This is a genomic window from Sphingobacterium spiritivorum, from assembly GCF_016724845.1.
GTDB classification, from domain to species: domain Bacteria; phylum Bacteroidota; class Bacteroidia; order Sphingobacteriales; family Sphingobacteriaceae; genus Sphingobacterium; species Sphingobacterium spiritivorum_A.
In genome coordinates, this window is sequence record NZ_CP068082.1 from 3,493,321 (window position 1) to 3,515,058 (window position 21,738).

The following is a 21,738-nucleotide window of genomic DNA, read 5'->3' on the forward strand; positions in this document are numbered from 1 at the left end:
ATTAAAGAAAAAAATGAAAAAAATGACGTGTGACAGATTTTAATCTCTTGATAGCCTTGTTGATATGGTTTTCTACAGTAGATTCAGAAATATCAAAATCTTTGGCGATTTCTTTATTTGTCTTGAATTCCTCTCTGCTCAGTTTGAAAATCTGCTTGCATTTTTCAGGTAAATTCTCTATTTCCTGTTCTACGATATCCAGTACATAACGATAATGTAAGCGTTCCTCAAGAGGTTGCTCTTCCAGCAGAAGATCATAATCTGACAAATCATCGTAATATTCTACTGCCGTTTTCTTTTGGTAGTAGGCAATGACAAGATAACGACAGGAAGAGTACAGGTAGGCAGGCAGAGATTCAATTTTTAATAAATTTTCCCTGTTTTTCCACAAACTCAGGAAGAGATCATGTAATAAGTCTTCTGCAACACTGCTGTCATCAATTTTTTGGAGGATATGTCGAGACAAGGAAGGGTAGAACATATCATACAGTTCAGAAAAAGCATGCTGATCATGATTAGCTATCTTAGCTAACAGAGGCAGGTAGATATGTTCTGTACTTATGTTCATGTGTTGGGTGCGGGCAAATGTAATAAATTAGTGGCATTTAGTGCAATAGATGCGCTTAAACTCACATCTCAAGAATAAACTATGGTTGCTCAAACAAGATTGGGATATGTATGCTGATCTTTATTCTGTGAAATATTTTTAGAGACTTCGTAACAACAGATTAAAGAAAAGGGGTTTTAAGGCTTATTTAAAAATACATTCAGAATTTGTTTTCACAGCATTTCCTGTCTTTATTTTGAATCCTTCCTGCAATAGTTAGTTATATATTTTGCTGTTTTTTTACTTAAAAATAGCAGAATATATCCGATTTAAAAAATCTTTTGCGGATTCCTGCTGCTATGCAATTGAATATTTAGGAGGAAAACAGGAGGTATTTATTTAGATAATAAAAGGTGCCGAATCAGAACAGCATTTACATCGTCTGTCTCAGACTTTTCGAAAGTTGATCCAGCTCTTCGAGAAGATTTTGGATAGCTTGTATTCTAAGCTCAAGCTGTTGTGATTTCATAGCAGACTGATGTTGCACTGTAACATTGATCGATAAACCTACGATCAGTGAATTGATACGATATGCAAGCGCATGGAATGCATTCGCATCAGACCAGTCTTTCTTTTTATTACCGGGTTCGTGCTGCAGCTGTGTTATTGTATCTGAAAATGAAGCCAGCGCAGTCTGTGCCTTTTTTCTAGCCAGACGAATCTCGTATATATCTGATTGATGATCTTGCAGCTGGCTGTCAACTACCTGAAAGTATTGTCTATTATGTTGTACGACCAGATCGGCCAGATTCAACATACCACGTTTCTGTCTTATAGGAACAAAGAAATAGCCGGCCACAGCCAGCAGACACCCGATCAGTGTAAATATGATACGGCTTCCCAAGATTCGGTCAATATTTCCCTCATAGCTATTTAAAGTAATGACAATCCCTGCTGTAATAAACAGTACACTGACCAGATAATTGGGTTTGTTGAACAGAAAGAAACCGTAAAGACATACAGCTGCTATAATAAGGAGTACAGGTATATTCGAAATTAAATTCAAAATTAATATGCCTAAGAGAATACCTGTAAGTGTGCCTGTAATGCGTTGAAAATTACGTCGCTGAGTGGTTGCAAAACCGGGGCGGGCTACAATTGCAATGGTCAGCAAAATCCAGTAGGTGTATCGGTATTCTGGCAGGATCATACCGAATAGCCCGCCTAATCCAAATAAAACTGCCAATCGCAAGGCAAACGGAAATATGGTGGAGTGAAAACTGAGTTGATTCTTGACCGCAGTCCATCCTCTGGGTGGTAAAGAAAGAAAATGCTGGTATTCATTTTCCTTTACTGTGTTGTATACCTTCGCATCTGATGTCGATCGGATACGTGTAATAAAATCAAGAATATGCTGGATATTGCGAATAGTAGCATTTAAAATGGAGTACGCCTCGCCCTCTTGCTGATCCCGTATCGTGATAAGCTGATTCAGCAATGGAGTAATCTGTATACGATTAGTATGCTGATCAGATTTCTTCTTTAAATGGTTTGCCGCTAATAGATCTATCTCGCGGGCGATCATAATGATAAGTTTGCGTATATGTTCTAATGCTCCTGTAGGCCCCAAAGTCTTGCGGATAGACTCATAATCATGATCAAGAGCCATTAATAACTCATATAGATCGATCAGCTGATAGACCTGATCAAGCCAGATTTTTCCATCTTCAGAAGAGATCAGTTTTTTTTCTCTTAATAAGAGAAAACGTATGGTTTCCTGCTGATCACTGACCTGAATATGCAGCCTTCCGAGTTCTCTGTATGCTTTTTCTAACGGGACATGCTCATCATAACACTTTGCTTTGGCATGAAGTAATACAGCCATACTTCGGAAACCGTCTGCCATGGCATGACGTAATGAACGGTAAGGTACAATATAAGCCTGCAGAATACTGATGATATAAAACCAGACAGCACCTAAAGTAATTTCCATGCTGAATGACAGTGGGTGAGAGGGCCATAAACCAACGACAAAACTGATCAGAATAAGAGTTAAAGTTCCATTAATCCCAACCCGCAGACCGAATACCGATAGCATGGCACAGACAAAGCCAGATATCATCAGTAAGGGTAGGAGGAGCCAGGCAGAAGAAATGGCATAAGCAGTAGCAAAGGACGCAATAAAAAATAAGGGTATACACCATTTTGCCGATTTCCATTTATCCTGACGGTTGCCGGGAAGGTCGGTTAAAGAGGATAATAATGCACCCATACCTACTGTAATAGCTGTGTCCAGATGACCGGTATAAAAGATTATAATGCTGGGTACAAGCGTTGTAAAAATGTTGCGGAAAGCATCGCCACTGTTTTCCCCTGCGATAAACTGGAAAACAAGTCGTGAAATCGAAGAAATGCTGTGCTTAAGCGCATGGAATGCCATATAATCAGACATTTAAATTTTGTGCAAAAATATAAATATTTATGGATCTATTATGCGTGCATATAAAATCATTCTTAAAAATGACAATGTAATCCTGAGATGCCGGAAGGTCTTTGCGTTAAAAAAATATTTGGCTGAACACCTAAATAAATAATGGAAATACCTACATTTAAAATATAATTGTCGAAAAAATTACTTTTTTATGAATTTTAGTGTGCTTTAGATAGAAATCTGTTTTCTTTTTTTCTAAATACTGCTCCCATAAATTAGTATGTGATACTATAATAGAGTTATCCCCCAACAATCTTTGATCGTTGTCTAAACCGCCTTGAGAAAGTTTTGGATTCAAATACTTGACTTTTTTGTAATTGGGAAATTAATATTGAATAATAAACTGTAAGAGAGAATGCTCGCAGAGGAACTTAGAAATCTGTCAGTCGAAGAGGTATTGTTACCCATACTTAACGGAACCACTCAAGGTATGGTTGTGTCACGTCCTGACGGAGGGTTGGTTTTCTGGAATGAGAAGGCAGCACAAGTCCTGAACATAGACAAAGAATCCTGTTTAGCAAAGAATGTTTATGATTTGTTTGCCAATTTCTGTGATGAACACTTTATTCCTTTTACAGCTGAAAAATTTCCGGTTAAAATTACTGCTGAAACAGGGATAGCACAACAAGACGTGATTGTGGTGTCCATGCAGCAGAATAATCAGATGCTCTGGCATTCGCTGAATGTCTCGCAGATCTGTATTCGGGATATACCTTTTATCCTGACTTCCTTTTCGGATGTAAGCCGCATTATGAAAGTAAACCGCAAGGTCTTAGATAATGAAAAACAGCTTCACCTGTTGGTTGCTTCATTGGATGATATTGTTTTCGAAGCTAATGCTGAGGAAATCATTCTCAATTATTGGGTAAATGATCTTAAAAGTCTGTTCTATGTTCCCGATTATTTTCTGAATAAAAATATAGAGGAATTATTTCCTGCCGATCTGGCGACATCTTTTCTGTCTCTTATACATAGTTCTTTAAAATACAGGGTTTCTAATGAAATGGAGTACCAATCTCCGTTTGATTCACACAAAGACAACTGGTACAGAATACAGACTCGTCCCATCCGGCTCATGGAAGATCGGGTAGCTATCATTGTTTCGGATATCACTGAACGTATAAGGCGGGAGGAGATGACACGAATCAATGAACAAAAATTCAATCAGGCTTTCCAGTATTCAGGCATAGGTATGGCGATGGTGAATCAGGATGGTGTATGTCTGGAAGTAAATAAGACATTATGTAAGATACTTGGTTATACACTGTCCGAGCTGACCAGTATGCGTTTTCATGACTATACGCATCCCGACGATCTTGATCTGGATGTGCAGAATATGGAAAAACTACGATTGAGTGAAGTGGAGAGCTATACAATGGAAAAACGGTACAGGCACAAAAAAGGACATTTTATCTGGTGCCTGCTCACACTTTCCAAAGTTTCGGACACAAAGGGGATCCCTGTTTTCTTTATTGCACAGGTTCAGGATATCAGCTTGTCCAAAAAGAATGTGGAAATACTCGAACGTCAGAAGAAACAGCTGAAAACAGCTATGTTTGATCTGGAAATAAAAATTCAACAACTGGAAGAGTTTAATAAGATCGTAGCTCATAATCTGAGAGGACCAGTGGTCAATATAAAAATGCTTGTTCAGGAGATTCTGACAGCAGAGAATGAAGATGACAGGGAAGAATATCTGCAGTTGCTGGAGTCAAGCAGTGACGGACTTACAGAGATTTTACAGGAATTGATTGAAGTGCTTGAAATTCGTAACCAACAGACTATTCCTTTTCATTATTGTGACTTTGATCAGGTATATAATAAGGTTTTTCAGCAGTCCATTGTTGAGATACAAAGTAAAGAAGCGGTCGTAACAACTGACTTTGAAGTCAGGGGAATTTACTATTATAGAATATATTTGGAAAGTATTATGCTAAATCTGTTGAGTAATGCGTTAAAGTATTCTGTAGAAGGCAAACATCCCCGTATACATATTCGTGCTTATCATGACCGGAATAATGTATGTCTGAGTTTTGAAGATAATGGGGTAGGGATAGATCTTCTCAAATATGGTAATCAGTTATTTAAATTCAGAAAGACATTCCATAGAGGATTTGATAGTAAAGGAGTAGGTTTATTCATGACGCGGTGTCAGATAGAATCGCTCGGAGGGAAAATCACCGTCACAAGTGAACCCGGTAAAGGAAGTATATTTACTGTACATTTTTATTTGCACCAGGATGAACCTATTCTAACCATATGATAAAGACCTTACGTGTAGCTATTGTCGATGACGATATTATATTCCGCCTTATTTTCAGTAAAATGCTGGAAAGTTTTTCGGAATTACCTGTTCAGGTACAGGTATTCGAAAATGGTCTGGAGGCATTGAACTACTTTCGGTTGTATCAGCATGATAAGGACAAACTCCCGAATATTCTGTTTGTAGATATTGATATGCCTTTTTTATCGGGATGGGAGCTGATGTACGAAATTATGCAGGAAGGCATAAACTTTGTATTGCATATTCCTGTGTATATCCTGAGTTCATCCACCAGTACTGCTGACAAACAAAAAATTCACAATTATGTGTTTATCAATGAGTATATAGAGAAGCCTATCACAAAGGACAGGCTTTTCGGGTATATTAGAGAATATTTATCTGACAATCACTAATGATCAGGATTCCGTCTGATTAGCTTTCCGTTTCTTGACGATCAGATATCCCAGATAGAGCAGAATCAACCATATAGGAATCAGTTCTACAGAAATCTTAAGACCGGTGATCCACATCATCGCTAATATACCGACCAGAAAAATCAGGCAGATATAGTTACTGACCGGATATAGAAATGAAGGGAACAGCGTTTTCTTACCTTCTTTAATTTTTTCCTTTTTGAAGTACAGATGCGTAATGGATATCATCAGCCAATTGATGATCAATGCGGATACAACCAGAGACATCAGAATACCCAAAGCCTTTTCCGGTATCAGTTTATTTATAATAATGCAAATTGCGGCAAATGCTGCTGAAACCAATATTGCCATGATAGGCACATGATTGCTGTTAAGTTTGAGCAGGAAGCGGGGTGCATTGCCCTGTTTGGCTAATCCATACAACATACGACTATTACTGTATACGCTGCTGTTGTATACCGATAAAGCGGCCGTCAGTACTATAATATTGAGTGCATTGGCAATGATGGAAGTAAAGTAAAATGTATTTCCGAACAGTGAAAACTGAAATCCTTTGAGGTTCTCAAAGATCATGACAAACGGACTACTACCTGCTGTAATATTCCGCCATGGCGACAAGGAAAACAGAATAATCAATGCGCCGACATAGAAAATCAATATACGATAGATCACCTGGTTGGTTGCCCTCGGAATATTTTTCTCGGGATTTTCAGCTTCTGCAGCAGTGATACCAATCAGCTCTAATCCTCCGAAAGAAAACATAATCAGTGCCATGGCTGCCAGTAATCCCTGAAATCCACCTTTACCATCTTCTGATAACCAGCCCTTGGGAAAGAAACCACCGTCATTCCATAGATTCGTTATAGATGCCTGCTCGCCTCCTGAACCGCTGAATAGCAGGTATGTTCCGAAGATAATCATGGCTACTATAGCCAGTACCTTGATTATAGAGAACCAAAATTCAGCCTCACCATAAACTTTGACTGAGGCCAGATTAAGCGCATTGACAACGATGAAAAAGAATAAGCTGGATTGCCATAATGGAATTTCCGGCCACCAGAATTGTACATACACACCAATAGCAGTAAGTTCGGACATGCTGACAAGAATATACAGAAACCAATAATTCCAGCCGGAAGAAAATCCTGCAAACGGTCCCATATACTTGTTGGCAAAATGACTGAAACTACCCGAAACAGGTTCATTTACCACCATTTCTCCCAACTGGCGCATAATAAAAAATGCAATAATTCCTGCTACTGCATATCCCAGGATAACAGCAGGGCCGGCTAATACCGCTGCGGGACCTATCCCTAAAAATAAACCGGTACCGATCGCGCCACCTAAGGCGATCAGTTGAATATGACGGTTTTTTAATCCTCTGTTTAACTCTTTTTTTTCTGAAGTGTTTTCTTCCACTGCTGTATGATTATTTACGATTATTAATACTGACTTCTCCAAAACCCAGGAGTTCATCCCAGAAGGTTCCTATTTTACGGTTGTACAGAAGGATCTGATAATTGTTGCCCGTCTGATAAAAGCTTCCTGAAAATGCATCAGTGATAACTTTTCCCGAAGGGTCTTGCAGGACATATTCGTAGTCATACAATCCTTGTTTGAGCGGTAATACTACCTGCCACAATTTGAGATTTTCATTATAGTGCAGTTTACCCGCTGATGTGCGCTGATAATTATTGAATCCACCCACAATATAGATATCACCTTTTATAGTCTGATCTGTCTTTAAAGAGAAGGTGACCTGAGCATAATCCCCTTCTAGTGTAGCTTCCCGCTGATCCATATTACGGATATAGAATTTTCCGTTTTCATCAAATGTGGAAGCGTATGTCGAGGTGCTGTTGTCTTCATCCGGATGCAGGTCCACTCTCACCACCGAATCAATACGTATACTGCTGACCCGTTCGGATCCCAATTTCAGACTGCGTAAGTCCACATATCTGAATTCATTATTGCCCTTGAAGTCCAGTGTCTGACTATTGTTGTAGTTGATCTCTGATCCTCCGGCAAACATAGGGTCAGAAAGACTCATCATATTGTCTGTACGTTGATTCTGTAAAGCGACCACACGCAGATCTCTTTGCGGATTGGTAACCGTAACAGCTCCCGTCTTTACAAATACATCCAGTTTCTGATTTTTATTGCGCAGACTTACTATTGTTGAAGGAGTTACTTTGGCCGATAAGCTCATCAGCTTGCGGATCACATAGAACTTACGGGTCAGAATTAGTCTGCTCTTGTCTGCATCTTCATACACTTTCAACAAATAATTTCCGGGGAGCTTAGGACCCACATATTCATCCGGAAAATTGACCTGATAGTTTGTATAAGGCTGAAAGGTAGCTTTTGAACTGGAGTAATTATCTATACGCCCCTCATTAAAACCTTCTGCATATTCCAGAGGAGACAGTCTGCTGGGCATCCAGTTTGCGTCGCAATGTTCAATACTAAAATAAAAGTTACGGATATCAGCTCTCAGATCATCAAAGCTGAGCAACAATTGATTTTTTTGTTCCAGATCAATAACAGGAAGTGTAGACTCAGCAGTACCCGGATAGAGCTGCACTGATTGTATGGTAGGCAGGTAATTGATGTTATCGTATATAAGCTCCTGTTTGGGGGAGCGATCCGAATCATTATCTTTTTTCTTTTTTTTCTTCTGCCCATAGCAGATGCCGGCAACAAGGAAAAAGACCAAACCTAGCGCTATACATTTGTTCATGCCTGCAAAAATAAGGACTTAAAGGTTTAAAACTAAAAAAACCGCTGTAAACATACGGCGGTTTTCTAAGATAATCATTTTTTAATAAATATTCAGTTGCTTGTCTTTCGGATATTTGATCGTGTATCCGAATCTGACTTTCTTGGTTGTGCCCGAAGGAACAGTTATTTTCCATCTGAGTATTCCGGTCTCTCTGTTTACTTCTGCAGCACCGTCATCATCTAATGTGATTTCCATAGACTTGTCTGTAGAGATCGGGAATTGATCTTCCAGCAGGATCGTTTCACCGTTTTTCTTATTGTTTTTGATGCTTATCTCGTATACGAAGCTTTGTTTTTTACTGCCTCCAAATACTTTTGTCTGGGACAGATCATTTACTTTGTCGCGTTTGATGCTGATCATCTTATCTCTGCCCATACTTAATTTCAGGGTATCCGATGTATTGTTAGGGTTAATCGTTGTTTTACCCACCATCATATTTTCAAACATGATGTTTGCTGCTCCCGGCATCAGATTCAGTTTTTCATAATCTGTAAGCTCTGCCATCAGATATACAGTCGGATCCAGACGGGGAACAGCCGTATATGTATAATTGGCCGTATGGCTATATTCTTTCAGGGATACACTATGCGGTTTACCGTTAGAAGCGATATCATATGGAATAGCAATATCGAAAGTGGTATTAAGTTGATTTTCGACTTGTTGCGTATAAGCACTGATGCTGCTTTTCACTTTTGCTTTTTTATCATTTACAACTACGACTTCCTCCAGCTTATTCTCATCCAGTGCGATGCCCGCTACTCTTCCTCTGAGTTGAGCAGAGTAACCTGGTAACGGCATATTGGATTGATAATAAAGAGACCAGGGTTGTAAGGTGGGTACCATTCCGTATTGAGTCGGACTTCCTGTTGCTAATGTAAGATGTACCTGTTTCCAATCCACACCTGTGAGTTGGGTGACATTTGCTTTGTATATGATCTGTAAAGGTGAACTTGTATTTGCTGCACGCAAATCATAGGAGGCATACCATGAAGCATTCGGACTTTGGTAAGTCACGTCAAAGGGCTGATTGCCGGCTTTATTATTTAATACCTGTACAATAAGCTGACCTCCCGAACCTGTATTCTGGCCTTTTACCTCATCAAGCTGGATTTCGGCTTTTTCCACTACCTGCTTCTGCTTTGTGATCTTGTCATCCAAAGCAGAAATATTATTTTTTACTTCCAGATATTTTGTTTTGTAGTAATCTGCCATTTTAGAAAGCTCCAACACAGTTGTATTGCCATTTGTTCCGGCTATTTTTTGATTGCTTTCCAATAATTTCAAAACGCTTTCTTCAGTAGACTTCTGATTCTGCAATGCTTTTAAGATATCTTCCTCTTTTTGGTAAACCTGTTCCGCTTTTAAGTAAGCATCAGTTTTTACATCCGTCTGTATATAGTTTTGAGCTGCACGTACAGACATGACAGTGACGTCCGGAGAAGTCCCGATCTGTATGCTGTTTTCATCTATTCCGTTAGCTACATGTGTAAATACAATCTCACTTGTCCCTGTGGGTAACATCAGGTCTGCATGATGATTGAGCTCTGCTGAATTAATATACAGGGTGACGTCTTTTAAATCCGCTTTAACAATTTTTGATTGTTGTGCGTTTGCTCCCGAGATTGCTAACAGGCAAGTAAGAGCGGTTGTTATTGTTGTTTTGATCTTCATAATAGTGAAATTTGGACAAGGATGCAGTACTCATCCACATTCCACAAAAAATAGTTCATTTTTTTTCAAAAGATTTTTTTCGATATGCAGAGAGTCTCGGGAAAGGGGAGTATACGGGTTGGGCTGTGTTTTGAAGGTATGGAAACAGTGAGAGTGATGCTATAAAAAAAGGGAGCTAATACTTGCTCCCTCTGTAGATTCTTATTGTTGCTTTGTAGACTCGTTTATGTTGCAGCAGGCTCCTTTGGAGCATCCGCAGCCTCCTTTGGATGAACCCTTCATTTTGCGGTATAGAAAGACCACCGCTGCAATAAAAACAACTGCAATAATACTGTATTGTATAATTTCATTCGTCATAATCGTCTATTTTAAAAGTTGATAAGTGATGAATGCTGCTATATATGCAAGTCCTGTCATCATTCCTGTTTGTAACAGGGTCAGTTTCCAGGATCCTGTCTCTTTTTTGACAATGGCAATGGTACTCATACATTGCATAGCAAAGGCATAAAAAAGTAATAACGAAATTCCTGACGCAAAATTGTATGCCGGCAATCCGGTATTTCTATTAATCTCTTTACGCATCTGTCCCTGTATGGTAGATTCGTCTTCTGTATCACCTAGAGCATAGACTGTGGCCATCGTACTCACAAATACTTCGCGGGCTGCAAAAGAGGAGATCAGACCTATACCCATCTTCCAGTCATAGCCTAATGGTGCGATCGCCGGTTCTATAGTTGTGCCTAATATACCTAAAAAGGAGTTTTCCAGCTCAAATGATTTGATATGATTCTCCAGTTCTTCTTCTGTAGCATCAGGATACTGCTGATTGACTATTTCTTCAGCACGATTGAATTTGCCGGGACCGAAACTACCCAGTACCCAAAGAATAACGGACATCGCAAGAATGATCTTACCTGCATTGATAATAAAACCGGAAGATTTTTCCCATACATTCATGGCTACATTTCTCCAGTCCGGAAGTTTATAGGTAGGTAATTCGAAAATAAGGAAGGTCTTATGTTTGCTCTTCAGCATTTTACTTAATAACCAGGCCGAACCCAGTGCACTTACTACACCGAGGATATATAGTGCAAACAAGGTGATACCCTGGATATTGAAGCCCAAAAAATTGGTGTCCCGGATAACAAGTCCTATAATAACAATATAGATCGGGAGCCTTGCAGAACAGGTCATGAATGGGGTCACCAACATAGTGATCAGCCTTTCTTTGCTGTTTTCAATATTTCTTGCCGACATAATAGCTGGAACGGCACAGGCTGCTCCGGACATAAGGGGAATAACTGATTTGCCGTTAAGCCCGAATGGACGCAACCATCTGTCCATCAGAAAAACCACACGGCTCATATATCCTGTCTCTTCCATCAGCGAGATAAACAGAAATAAGATGGCAATCTGCGGAACGAAAATAACGATACCCCCTATACCGGCGATAATACCATCCGTAAGAAGACCTGTGACAGGCCCTGCAGGAAGTAATTCCTGAACATATGCTGAAAGTGATGCAAATGTCTCATCAATAAAATCCATCAGGGGGGCAGCCCATGCAAATATGGCCTGAAACATTAAGAAGAGAAGACCGAAGAAAATAACGTACCCCCACAGCGGATGTAATAATATACGGTCAATCCCATGTGTTGCACTTTTTTTCTCCTGATGATTATAAGAGATAATGCCTTGTAACTTTTCATCAATCAGTTTATGCCGGATCAGAGATTCACTTTTCTGTAGCATAGCTGTATCGAGATTATATCTCAGGCGTATATCGTTTAATGCGGCTCTTTTGTCGTTGGATAAAAAGTCAACATTATTTTGAGCAAGAAACTGCCAGGTGGAATATTCTGTTTCCAGCGGGAATAGCTTTTTGGCTTCATCCAGTGCGGGATGAAACTGTTCATCAATTTCTAAACTGCCAAAATAATTTCCCGGTATAGATTTGAATTGTTTGATAACTTCATTTATCCCCTCACCGGTGCGGGCATTGGTTTGATAAACTTTAGTCTGTAAGTATTGTTCTAACTTTGGAAGATCGATATGTATACCTTTAGTTTTGGCTTCATCGATCATGTTCATTACAAAAATAGCTGGCAAACCGAGTTCTCTGGCTTGTTGATAGAGTACGATAGATCGTTTCAGATGCGTAGGTTCACTTACAACGACGACCAGATCAGGAAAGTTGCTTCCTTGTTTGTTATGCAAGGTGTTGAATACAATTTCCTCGTCAAGAGAATTGGGAAACAGCGTATAAGTTCCGGGAAGATCGATAACACGGTAGGTTTGGTTTGCATAACTCACCGTTCCTTCACGTTTTTCAACTGTAATACCGGGATAATTTCCGACTTTTTGATGTAACTTTGTAATTTTGTTGAATAGGGATGTTTTTCCAACATTGGGATTCCCTAAGAGGGCTATTATAGGGGACTTCATGCTATTTCTCGACAATTATATGTTTAGCTTCGGATTTGCGTAATGCAATAAGGGCGTTATTCTGAAGAATGTTGACACAAATTGGACCATTGAACGGAGCAATATGTTTTATTTCAATATCAATACCCGGAAGAAAGCCAATTTCAAAAAATTTGGCAGGGATATCTGTAGAAGTATAACTAAGTATTTTTGCTCTTTCGCCTTTTTTTAATTTATCCAAGCTATTATTGTGCTGCATTTTGTATATTTAAAGTTAATGAACAATTAAACCCCAAATATAGTAATTGTTTTGAGGAAATAGGGGGAGATCTTGTCATTTGAGTGTATTAAATTTATTTAGACTAATTATGAAGATTGAGGAAGAATTAAAAGTCAGACAGTTCAAAAGCGAGTGGCATAAAGTGACGGTTAATCTTGTTTTTACTGCGAATAAATTGACCGAAATTCTGGAAAAGCGGGCAGAAAAACAGCAAATTACTTTGCAACAATTCAATGCGCTGCGTATTCTTCGTGGGCAATATCCGAATCCTGCGACCAATAATTTGCTGAAAAGCCGGTTGTTAACCAATACACCTGATATTTCGAGACTGATGGATCGTCTGGTAGCAAAGGATCTTATCTCCAGATGCAAAAGTTCAGGAGATAAAAGGTCTGTAGATCTTCTGATCACGGACAAAGGTTTGCAGGTTCTGGAGGAACTGGAAGAGGTCATGTTGCTTAATGACATCCTGCCTAAGAATTTTAAGGAAAAGGATTGTGAGAAACTCAGTGACCTGCTGGATAAATTAAGAGGCTCACTCTGCTCGGGAGAAGAATAGAAGAAATACCAGTATAAAAAAAGTGTCATTTGTCTGAAAACGAATGACACTTTTTTAGATACCTGCCTTTCAGGATATCTGTTTACTAATGCTGATGATCATGCTGTTTCGTATGGTCATGGCCTTTATGATCACTGTGATCGTGGCTGTCAAATAAGAAGTTGAACAGTGATACAGCTACACCCAAAGCCACAGCAATCATTTTTTTCTTGTTAAAATGATGATGATCAGCCGAACCGGATTCAAACAGTATAGTCGTGGAAATGTGTAAGAATATACCGATAACTACGGCCATGATCTTATCAAAGTACAATTGAATATTTCCTACTTCACCGGCACTGATACCCTTGCTTAATAAAAAGCCCAGCGGTGTCATTGCTGCAAAGATAATGATGAATATACTAATCTTTGTTTTGGTCAGTTTGGTATTTAGCAATAGACTTCCCAAGGCAAATGCCGCAGGAATGTGGTGTATAGCGATACCAAAAACCAGCTCACTCTGATGTGCGGATGCCAGCGGCATTCCTTCCAGAAAAGCATGCAGACACAGACTTATCATAATCCCGATCGGGAATGCCTGATGTCCGTGATTGTGAATATGCCCGTGTTCTATACCCTGAGAAAATTGCTCCAGTACGAGCTGAAACAAAAATCCACCCAGTACATACAGCCCGATAATCTCGGGGTCGGTATTGGACGCCTGATACACATGTGGTATCAGGTGCAGTACAGTAATCGCAAACAGATAGGCCCCGCTAAAGGAAAGTATCAGTTTGAGGTTGCTGGTATTGTCTCTTTTGACAAAAAAGACAGCGATTCCGCTGGATAAAGCAGAAATAAATAAAATTGCTATGATAAGGGTTGCGCTCATTCAGTAATTGGAGAAATCGAATTAAAAAAGTCCGGCCTCAGTTTTTTGAAAAGATTTCCGGTCAGTAATCCGATGCAAATTCCCAGAAGTGCCCCGCACAGGACATCAAATGGATAATGTACACCGACATATATTTGAGATACACTGATCAGTGTAGCCCAGGTAATAGCCAGCCACAGTGTATGTTTCCATTTTCTGCGGAAAAGTACAATCCAGAAAAAGGCCATTGCAAAGTGATTGGTGGCATGTGAAGAAGTAAAGCTAAAGCCGGAGCCACATCTGACCCGTATATTGACTTCTTCTTTGAATTCAATATCATTACACGGACGTACACGTTTCACCGTTTTCTTGATCAGATGGGAAGATACAGCGTCCGAAATACCAAAGTTCGCAAGCGTAAAAACCACAATCAGAACACCCATTTTGCCATATGTCTTGATGAAGAAGATCACCAGAAACAAGTATAAGGGTGCCCAGGTATATGGATTTCTGAGAATAGGAAGTAACCAGTCAAAAAAGGGATTACTAAGTCCCTGATTAATCGCTAAAAATATAGCCTGGTCAATTTCAATGAGTTGTTGAATCATGTTTTCTATTTAATGATGAACAGTGCCTGTATGAGGTAAACCAATACCAAAAGTAAGAATAATTTGTACCTACAGAAATAATTCCATCAAATGAAACTTTGTTGCAACAAATATACGGTTAGTTCAGCAAAAAAGAAATAGTTAATTATAAAATATACAGCTATTCTCTTAAATTTACCCGGTAAACATAATTTGAGATGACATTAATAAAATCAATATCAGGTATTAGAGGTACGATCGGCGGTCGTGCAGGAGAAGGGCTGACTCCGATTGACATAGTTAAATTTACAGCTGCATTTGGCAAAATCATTGTCAAAAAAAGCGGAAATAATAAAATTGTTGTAGGACGCGATGCCCGTATTTCGGGAGAGATGGTCAGCAATCTTGTGATCGGCACCTTACAAAGTATCGGTATTGATGTGATAGATCTGGGATTGTCGACTACACCTACTGTAGAGATAGCGGTTCCCAAAGAGAATGCAGGAGGAGGAATTATCCTGACTGCTTCCCACAATCCGGGACAATGGAATGCCTTGAAATTATTGAATGATAAAGGGGAATTTATCAATGATGCTGAAGGAAAAGAAGTCCTGAGCCTAGGTGAAAGCCTTGATTTTGACTTTGCTGAAGTAGAGCAGCTGGGTAAGGTCGAAAAGAATGATTCTTATCTGCAAAAACATATTGCTGATGTATTGGCCTTAGATCTGGTTGATGCGGAAGCTGTGCGCAATGCGAATTTTAAAGTAGCTGTGGATGCGGTGAACAGTACCGGAGGATTATTTATCCCGGCACTACTGGATGCATTGGGTGTACAGACAGTGTATAAAATCCATTGCGAACCAAACGGACAATTCCCGCATAATCCGGAACCTTTGAAAGAACATCTTACTGATCTTTCGAAAGCTGTAACCGAAAATGCTGCTGATCTGGGTATCGCTGTAGATCCGGATGTAGATCGCCTTGTATTTATGATGGAAGACGGAGAGCTGTTTGGAGAAGAATATACTCTGGTCGCTGTTGCAGATTATATTTTACAACATACAAAAGGTAATACAGTATCTAATCTTTCTTCTACCCGTGCCTTGCGTGATGTGACTGTCAAACATGGTGGTGAATATTTTGCAGCAGCCGTGGGTGAAGTGAACGTGGTGACCAAAATGAAGGAAGTGAATGCAGTGATCGGTGGAGAAGGGAATGGCGGAGTCATTTATCCGGCGTCTCACTATGGTCGTGATGCACTGGTCGGAGTAGCTATCTTCCTGACGCATCTGGCCCGGTTAGGTAAAAAAGTGTCCGCGTATCGTGCTGAACTGCCTCAGTATTATATGTCTAAAAATAAAATCACATTGACACCAGAATTAGATATTGATAATCTGCTGGCTAAAATGGAAGAAAAATACAAACACGAAGATCATTCGACAATTGATGGACTGAAGATTGATTTTGCTAATGAATGGGTACACCTTCGTAAATCTAATACCGAACCGATTATTCGGATTTACTCCGAGGGTCCGACAGCAGCTGCTGCAGAAGCCATTGCACAGAAGATAATTCGTGAGATTGAAGAAATTATTAAATAATGGAAAACGGGCGCTCAAAAGCGCCCGTTTTTTATTGCTGCAGATTAGTCTTCACGACTCCCGTCATCAGCCATTCGTACAATTTTTGGCGAGAAAGTAGCCAGTACATCGATCAGATCTGTCTGTGCTTCCATTACAGTATGGATATTTTTATAAGCCATAGGTGCTTCATCCATTCCGGCACCAAGCAAAGTGACTCCGTGATCCTCCAGCATTTGTTTCCACGCTTTTTTGGATAAAGTCTTGATGGCCTGGGTACGTGACATCTGACGCCCGGCACCATGTGAAGCAGAATTAATGGCGTTTTGTTCACCTTTGCCTCTTACCAGAAATCCGGGTGCAGTCATGGATCCCGGGATAATTCCCAGCACCTCTTTACCTGCAGGAGTTGCTCCTTTTCGGTGCACAATGACCTCTTCTTCATGCCATTTTTCTTTCCATGCAAAATTATGGTGATTCTCTACTTTTGCCAATACTGTTGCCCCCAGTGCTTCAGCCATTTTTGTGTGTATGATCTCATGGCAGGCAGAAGCATAATCACCTGCAAGATTCATCGCCAGCCAGTATTCCTGTCCGGCTTCACTGTTCAGATCCAGATAAGCAAGGTTGCTCGCCGAATACGGTAACTTACAGAGTTCTTTAGCGATCTTTGTGTAATGTCCGGCAATCGTAGCACCCAGGCCACGGGATCCGGAGTGCGTCAGTAAAGCGACATAAGTACCAGCCTGTATTCCTAATGTGGTATCAGCTTCTTTGAATTCAATGATTCCGAATTCCACAAAATGGTTGCCTCCACCTGAAGTTCCTAATTGAGACCAGGCTTTATCCTTGAGCGTACTGATCAGAGGATGTTCGTCAAACAAAATATTGTCCAGGACAGCGTGATCGCTTCGCTGATATTTTAAAAATCCGTGTCCGGCACCAAAACGTGAATTGTCAAGTATCGCTTTCTGAAAGATTTCTTTGTTTTCCGTTAGCTTATCCGCTGGTATATCGTAAACAGATAAAGCCATTCTGCAGCCTATATCTACACCTACACCATAAGGGATGACTGCATTTTTTACGGCAAGTACACCACCTATCGGAAGACCGTATCCCTGATGCGCATCGGGCATCAGTGCACCGGCTAATGTTACAGGTAGTTTCATCGCGATATTCATTTGATGTTTGGCTCCGTCTTCGATTTGTTCTGAACCATAGATTTTATAATCCTTCGGATCTTCATTCAAAGGAATCGTTGCGTCAACAGGCTGGCTGTTTTCATCTATCAGCACCTGAGCCAGCGGACAAAAGATGGGGTCATTCAGAAAAGATTCCGGATCCTCCAGGATTTCTTTATAACGGTTTAACATCTCCTCTCTGCTCAATCCTATTCTTTTTTTGTTGATCTTGAGTGCTATACCTAATGAAAAGTTTTCTTTATATCCCAGGGCAAGTAAATCATTGCCATTAATTCGTTGTGTCATATCTGTATAATGCAAATTATTAAAATTTTATTGTTCTTTACCGGCGCTTTATGCCTTTAAGCTACACCTCTCGCAGGTGACAGGATTCCAACCTGTATCTCCGGAGCTTCTCAAGTCATCGACCTGACAATACAAAGATGCATGAGGTGTAACGCAGTGCTTTTGCGTAGATAGGTATTATTTTGTTATAAAGTGTTAAATGTCTGTTTGTTAGTTTTTTAATTTTAAAATTCAGATTTTAAAATCTCTTTTTTGCTTTATTGCGCAGTTTGGTTGCGTAGATACAGTGCGAATTGATTACTTTTAAAAATCAAAATAAACGATAACAGTCCCATTCATTAAAAAAACCTGATAGTATGGCAACCAATAAGCTCGCCCTGATACGCTATAAAACGATTGATGATTGCCTCCGAAACAGGCACCGAAAATGGACATTGGATGATCTTATTGAAAAAGTAGCCGATGCCCTATACGAATATGAAGGAATTACAAACGGTATTTCCAGACGGACTATACAGGCGGATATTCAACTCATGCGCAGTGATAAGCTGGGATATAATGCCCCGATTGTCGTTACAGACCGCAAGTTTTACAGTTATTCGGATCGGGAATACAGCATCAGCAATTCTCCTGTGACAACTGCCGATATGGACAAAATGAAAGAAGTAGTTGATGTACTGAAACACCTTAATGGCTTTTCTTATTTTGATGAAATGAGCGATTTGATTGCCCGGTTGGAAAATAGTCTTCATAGAACAGGCAAAACGGAAAGAAGTACCATACAGCTGGAAGGAAATAAATTGCTGCGGGGTCTGGACTGGATTCCTGTTATCCATCGGGCTATACGGCAAAAGATCCCGTTGTTAATCGGTTATCAATCCTTTAAGTCTCCGTATCCTACAGAAAGCGTTTACTATCCGTATTTGCTGAAGGAATATCGTAACCGCTGGTTTATGATATGTAAACCCCGAAAAGGAAAGATGTTACTGACACTGGCACTTGATCGTATGAAAGAGATACAGGAAATGGCAAAGGATGGTTATGTGGAATATGATGGGGTGGATTTTGAAAGATACTATTCTGATGTCATTGGTGTCACTAAGACGGAGAAAGACAGGGGACAGCGGGTCATCCTGGAAGTGGATGCTTACAATGCAGATTATGTACTGACCAAACCCATACATAGTTCACAGCAGCTGCTGGATCGTAAAGAAAACGGGAGCATATTGATTCGTCTGGATGTGGTGCTCAATTTTGAGCTGGAACGCGAAATCCTGGGTTTCGGCGAATGCATTAAAGTGCTTTCTCCCCGTAATCTGCAGACCCGGATTGCGAGGAGGATAAACAAAATGAATGAACTTTATAATCCAACAGATAAGAGTTAGCTTTTCGGTAGCGATTTGCTTTCAAATGTATCCGGAAGTGCCGGCTATACTACAAAAAAGCCGCTGTTATAAAAAACAGCGGCTTCAGTTTTTGTATTAAACAGTTAAGACCATCTCCAGGCCAGGATGCGGCTTATTTTATTGCCTTGTTCCATTTTGATGATTTCGATATCTTTTGCTTTCTTAAATTCAAGCACTGCAACCAAAGGCTTCAGGTTATCTTTGTTTGCGACCAATGTTGTACACCAGCCCAGTTGTGCTTTGTAATCCATACTTTCATAGATCATCGTACGGATAAAAGCTTTTTCCCCGCCTTCATACCACAGTTCGTTGGCATTACCTCCGAAATTCTGAACCGGAAGAGCTTCTTTATTCTTATTGACATTCTGGAATTTCCGGGTTGTACTTTTCCAGTTCTCTTCCCGTGAACCATAAAAGGGAGGGTTGCAGAGCACCAGATCATATTTTTCACCCGGTAATATCACACCTGCAAATACATGTGCTTTATCTTTCTGTTCTCTCAAAACGATTGATTTTTTCAATGCTTCGTTTTTGGAGCTGTTCATATACGCATGATGCAAAGATTGTGAATCAATATCTGTACCTACAAAGGACCATTTATATTCCTGATGGCCAATGATCGGATAGATCAGACTGCTTCCCGTACCAATGTCCAGCACTTTTACCTGCGGGCCACGCGGAATATTTCCATTGTGGTCTTTCGCCAGTAAATCAGCGACATAATGTATGTAATCCGCTCTGCCCGGAATTGGCGGACAAAGGCTGTTTTTACCAATTTCCCAGTGCTGCAGATCGTAATGTAAGAGCAACAATGTCTTGTTAAGCTCAAATACGGCTTTCGGATCTGCAAAATCGATAGTCACCTGTCCTGCCGGATTGTTGATTAAGAATCCGCTGAGTGCCGGATTTTTTTTCGTTAAACGCTGAAAATCGTAACCCGAAATATGTTTATTACGCGAATGAAGGGTCTTTTTTATTTCTTTTGGGGACGGTTTCATATGATGAATTTTAAAAAACAAAGGTAAGATTTAAATCCTTACCGACATGTATAAAATTGCAAGGCTGTTATTCTTCATAAGGATCTACATATTCTTGATCTCAGCGAAACAAAAAGATTACATTTTGTTAAACTGGAATTCTTATTTTCACTGTCAAAATAATACCTGTGAAATATCTATATCGAAAAGACTGTACATACACAAGGAAATAAGGGGTTAATACGTTCTTTACTCTCGGTCCGGATATTCCTGTAATCCTTAAAATACAAACAATATACATATGAAAACCTATTGCAAGCTGTTTCTGACACTTTTTATGTTTACCTGTTATACTATTTCAAATGCTTTTGCACAGAAACTTCACACACAGAATTATAAAACGGTAGCGGATATGTACAAGGCTTTTCAGTATGCACCTGAGAAAAAAATAATAAGCGGACATCGGGGGACAATAGAGCAGGGACTTCCTGAAAATTCTATTCCGGCTTTTGAGGCAGTGTTGAGACATACGCCCGCTATCTTTGAGATTGATCCCCGGCTGACAAAAGACAGTATTGCTGTGCTGCTGCATGATGTTGAGCTGGAGCGGGTCACAAACGGCAAAGGAAAAGTATCAGATTACACCTGGAAGGATCTGAAAAAGCTGAAACTTAAAGATCATGCCGGTAACCTGACTCCTTACCGTATCAATACACTTGATGAAGTCATAGAATGGGCCAAAGGAAAGACAATCCTTAATCTGGATAAAAAAGATCTGCCAATGGAAATGACAGCAGGTATTATCAAAAAACATAATGCCTATAATTGGGTCTGGGTCACAGTACATCATGTAGACCAGGCTAAATTTTATCTGGAGAAAAATCCTGATCAGTATATGTCCATGCATATCAAGGATCAATCGGCACTGGACAAGTTTAAATCGTCAGGACTGCCTTATAACCGGATGATAGTGTATATAGGTCCTGAAATAAAAGAAGCAAATCAGCAGATGTACGCCTTTTTTCATGCCAAAGGAGTCATGTGTATGATTTCTACAGCCCCGACTTATGATAAGTTGAGCAGCAAAGAAACCAGAGCAGAACGATACCGCGCTGTCTTTGAAGACGGAGCTTCTATACTGGAATCTGATCTGCCTGTAGAGGTTTCACAGGCATTGAGATAGGGGTGAGGTAGGAGATTGAATTCTGAGTGAAAAGTATCTTACATTAAATAATTTAAATTAATATACGGTGAATTTTTAGTGCATTGTTTTTTTTTTTTGTTATTTTAGGAGTAAATTATTAACCAATTAATACTGGTCTATGTATACTAGTGAATATTTCGGAATAAAGATTATATTTTATTTACTAAAACCTAATAAGTATTTCGGAAAGTTGGAT

18 protein-coding genes are annotated in these 21,738 nt (G+C 39.8%); 6 read left to right on the top strand and 12 right to left on the bottom strand.

Annotation, left to right across the window (positions count from 1 at the left end; translation table 11 throughout):
- Position 1: 1 nt before the first annotated feature.
- Together I6J03_RS14825 and I6J03_RS14830 are read right to left on the bottom strand one after the other, a co-directional pair.
- Positions 2-568, bottom strand: a complete 567-nt coding sequence (locus tag I6J03_RS14825; protein WP_201693771.1) for an RNA polymerase sigma factor — start codon at positions 566-568, stop codon at positions 2-4.
- A gap of 412 nt (positions 569-980) precedes the next feature.
- The gene (locus I6J03_RS14830) at positions 981-2,987 is read right to left on the bottom strand and encodes an FUSC family protein (RefSeq protein ID WP_232279645.1); all 2,007 of its coding nucleotides are present in this window, start codon (positions 2,985-2,987) and stop codon (positions 981-983) included.
- Between the two features lie 406 nt (positions 2,988-3,393).
- On the opposite strand from I6J03_RS14830, the gene I6J03_RS14835 reads away from it, so the two are divergent.
- Both I6J03_RS14835 and I6J03_RS14840 read left to right on the top strand, forming a co-directional pair.
- Entirely contained in the window at positions 3,394-5,301 is a 1,908-nt protein-coding gene (locus I6J03_RS14835; RefSeq protein WP_003004978.1) for a PAS domain-containing sensor histidine kinase, read from the top strand.
- Complete coding sequence (locus I6J03_RS14840; RefSeq protein ID WP_003004976.1) at positions 5,298-5,714, top strand: response regulator; 417 nt, start codon at positions 5,298-5,300, stop codon at positions 5,712-5,714. Before I6J03_RS14835 ends, I6J03_RS14840 begins: the two co-directional genes overlap by 4 nt.
- 3 nt (positions 5,715-5,717) lie before the next feature.
- On the opposite strand, the gene I6J03_RS14845 is transcribed toward I6J03_RS14840, so the two are convergent.
- The 6 genes from I6J03_RS14845 to I6J03_RS14870 form a co-directional block, all read right to left on the bottom strand.
- Positions 5,718-7,211 carry an amino acid permease gene (locus I6J03_RS14845; protein WP_003004974.1) on the bottom strand — a complete coding sequence of 498 codons (1,494 nt, stop codon included), beginning with the start codon at positions 7,209-7,211 and terminating at the stop codon, positions 5,718-5,720.
- Entirely contained in the window at positions 7,165-8,475 is a 1,311-nt protein-coding gene (locus I6J03_RS14850; RefSeq protein WP_201693773.1) for a type IX secretion system plug protein, read from the bottom strand. The genes I6J03_RS14845 and I6J03_RS14850 overlap by 47 nt, the downstream gene beginning before the upstream one ends.
- 81 nt (positions 8,476-8,556) lie before the next feature.
- Positions 8,557-10,188 carry a DUF4139 domain-containing protein gene (locus I6J03_RS14855; protein ID WP_003004968.1) on the bottom strand — a complete coding sequence of 544 codons (1,632 nt, stop codon included), beginning with the start codon at positions 10,186-10,188 and terminating at the stop codon, positions 8,557-8,559.
- Positions 10,189-10,389: 201 nt separating this feature from the next.
- Positions 10,390-10,545, bottom strand: coding sequence for a hypothetical protein (locus I6J03_RS14860; protein ID WP_003004964.1), 156 nt, complete (start codon positions 10,543-10,545; stop codon positions 10,390-10,392).
- 6 nt (positions 10,546-10,551) lie between these two features.
- Positions 10,552-12,633 carry a ferrous iron transport protein B gene (feoB, locus tag I6J03_RS14865; RefSeq protein ID WP_003004962.1) on the bottom strand — a complete coding sequence of 694 codons (2,082 nt, stop codon included), beginning with the start codon at positions 12,631-12,633 and terminating at the stop codon, positions 10,552-10,554.
- A 1-nt stretch (position 12,634) separates the two neighbouring features.
- A complete protein-coding gene (locus tag I6J03_RS14870; RefSeq protein WP_002999223.1) occupies positions 12,635-12,871 on the bottom strand; it encodes a FeoA family protein in 237 nt (78 codons plus the stop codon).
- Between the two features lie 109 nt (positions 12,872-12,980).
- On the opposite strand from I6J03_RS14870, the gene I6J03_RS14875 reads away from it, so the two are divergent.
- The gene (locus tag I6J03_RS14875) at positions 12,981-13,451 is read left to right on the top strand and encodes a MarR family winged helix-turn-helix transcriptional regulator (protein WP_002999220.1); all 471 of its coding nucleotides are present in this window, start codon (positions 12,981-12,983) and stop codon (positions 13,449-13,451) included.
- An 85-nt stretch (positions 13,452-13,536) separates the two neighbouring features.
- On the opposite strand, the gene I6J03_RS14880 is transcribed toward I6J03_RS14875, so the two are convergent.
- A complete protein-coding gene (locus I6J03_RS14880) occupies positions 13,537-14,322 on the bottom strand; it encodes a ZIP family metal transporter (protein WP_201693775.1) in 786 nt (261 codons plus the stop codon).
- Positions 14,319-14,909, bottom strand: a complete 591-nt coding sequence (locus tag I6J03_RS14885) for a phosphatase PAP2 family protein (RefSeq protein ID WP_003004955.1) — start codon at positions 14,907-14,909, stop codon at positions 14,319-14,321. The genes I6J03_RS14880 and I6J03_RS14885 overlap by 4 nt, the downstream gene beginning before the upstream one ends.
- A 197-nt stretch (positions 14,910-15,106) precedes the next feature.
- Between I6J03_RS14885 and glmM the strand changes: the two genes are divergently transcribed.
- Positions 15,107-16,489 (top strand): phosphoglucosamine mutase, encoded by a 1,383-nt coding sequence (gene glmM / locus I6J03_RS14890; RefSeq protein ID WP_003004953.1) that lies wholly within the window; start codon positions 15,107-15,109, stop codon positions 16,487-16,489.
- Between the two features lie 44 nt (positions 16,490-16,533).
- Here glmM and I6J03_RS14895 read toward each other — a convergent pair whose 3' ends face one another.
- The gene (locus I6J03_RS14895; protein ID WP_003004952.1) at positions 16,534-17,955 is read right to left on the bottom strand and encodes an RtcB family protein; all 1,422 of its coding nucleotides are present in this window, start codon (positions 17,953-17,955) and stop codon (positions 16,534-16,536) included.
- Between the two features lie 356 nt (positions 17,956-18,311).
- On the opposite strand from I6J03_RS14895, the gene I6J03_RS14900 reads away from it, so the two are divergent.
- Positions 18,312-19,340: a helix-turn-helix transcriptional regulator gene (locus tag I6J03_RS14900; RefSeq protein WP_201693778.1), complete on the top strand. Its 1,029-nt coding sequence runs from the start codon at positions 18,312-18,314 to the stop codon at positions 19,338-19,340.
- 104 nt (positions 19,341-19,444) lie between these two features.
- On the opposite strand, the gene rlmF is transcribed toward I6J03_RS14900, so the two are convergent.
- Positions 19,445-20,359 carry a 23S rRNA (adenine(1618)-N(6))-methyltransferase RlmF gene (gene rlmF, locus I6J03_RS14905; protein ID WP_003004948.1) on the bottom strand — a complete coding sequence of 305 codons (915 nt, stop codon included), beginning with the start codon at positions 20,357-20,359 and terminating at the stop codon, positions 19,445-19,447.
- Between the two features lie 280 nt (positions 20,360-20,639).
- On the opposite strand from rlmF, the gene I6J03_RS14910 reads away from it, so the two are divergent.
- Positions 20,640-21,521 (top strand): glycerophosphodiester phosphodiesterase family protein, encoded by an 882-nt coding sequence (locus I6J03_RS14910; RefSeq protein ID WP_003004946.1) that lies wholly within the window; start codon positions 20,640-20,642, stop codon positions 21,519-21,521.
- Positions 21,522-21,738 lie beyond the last annotated feature (217 nt).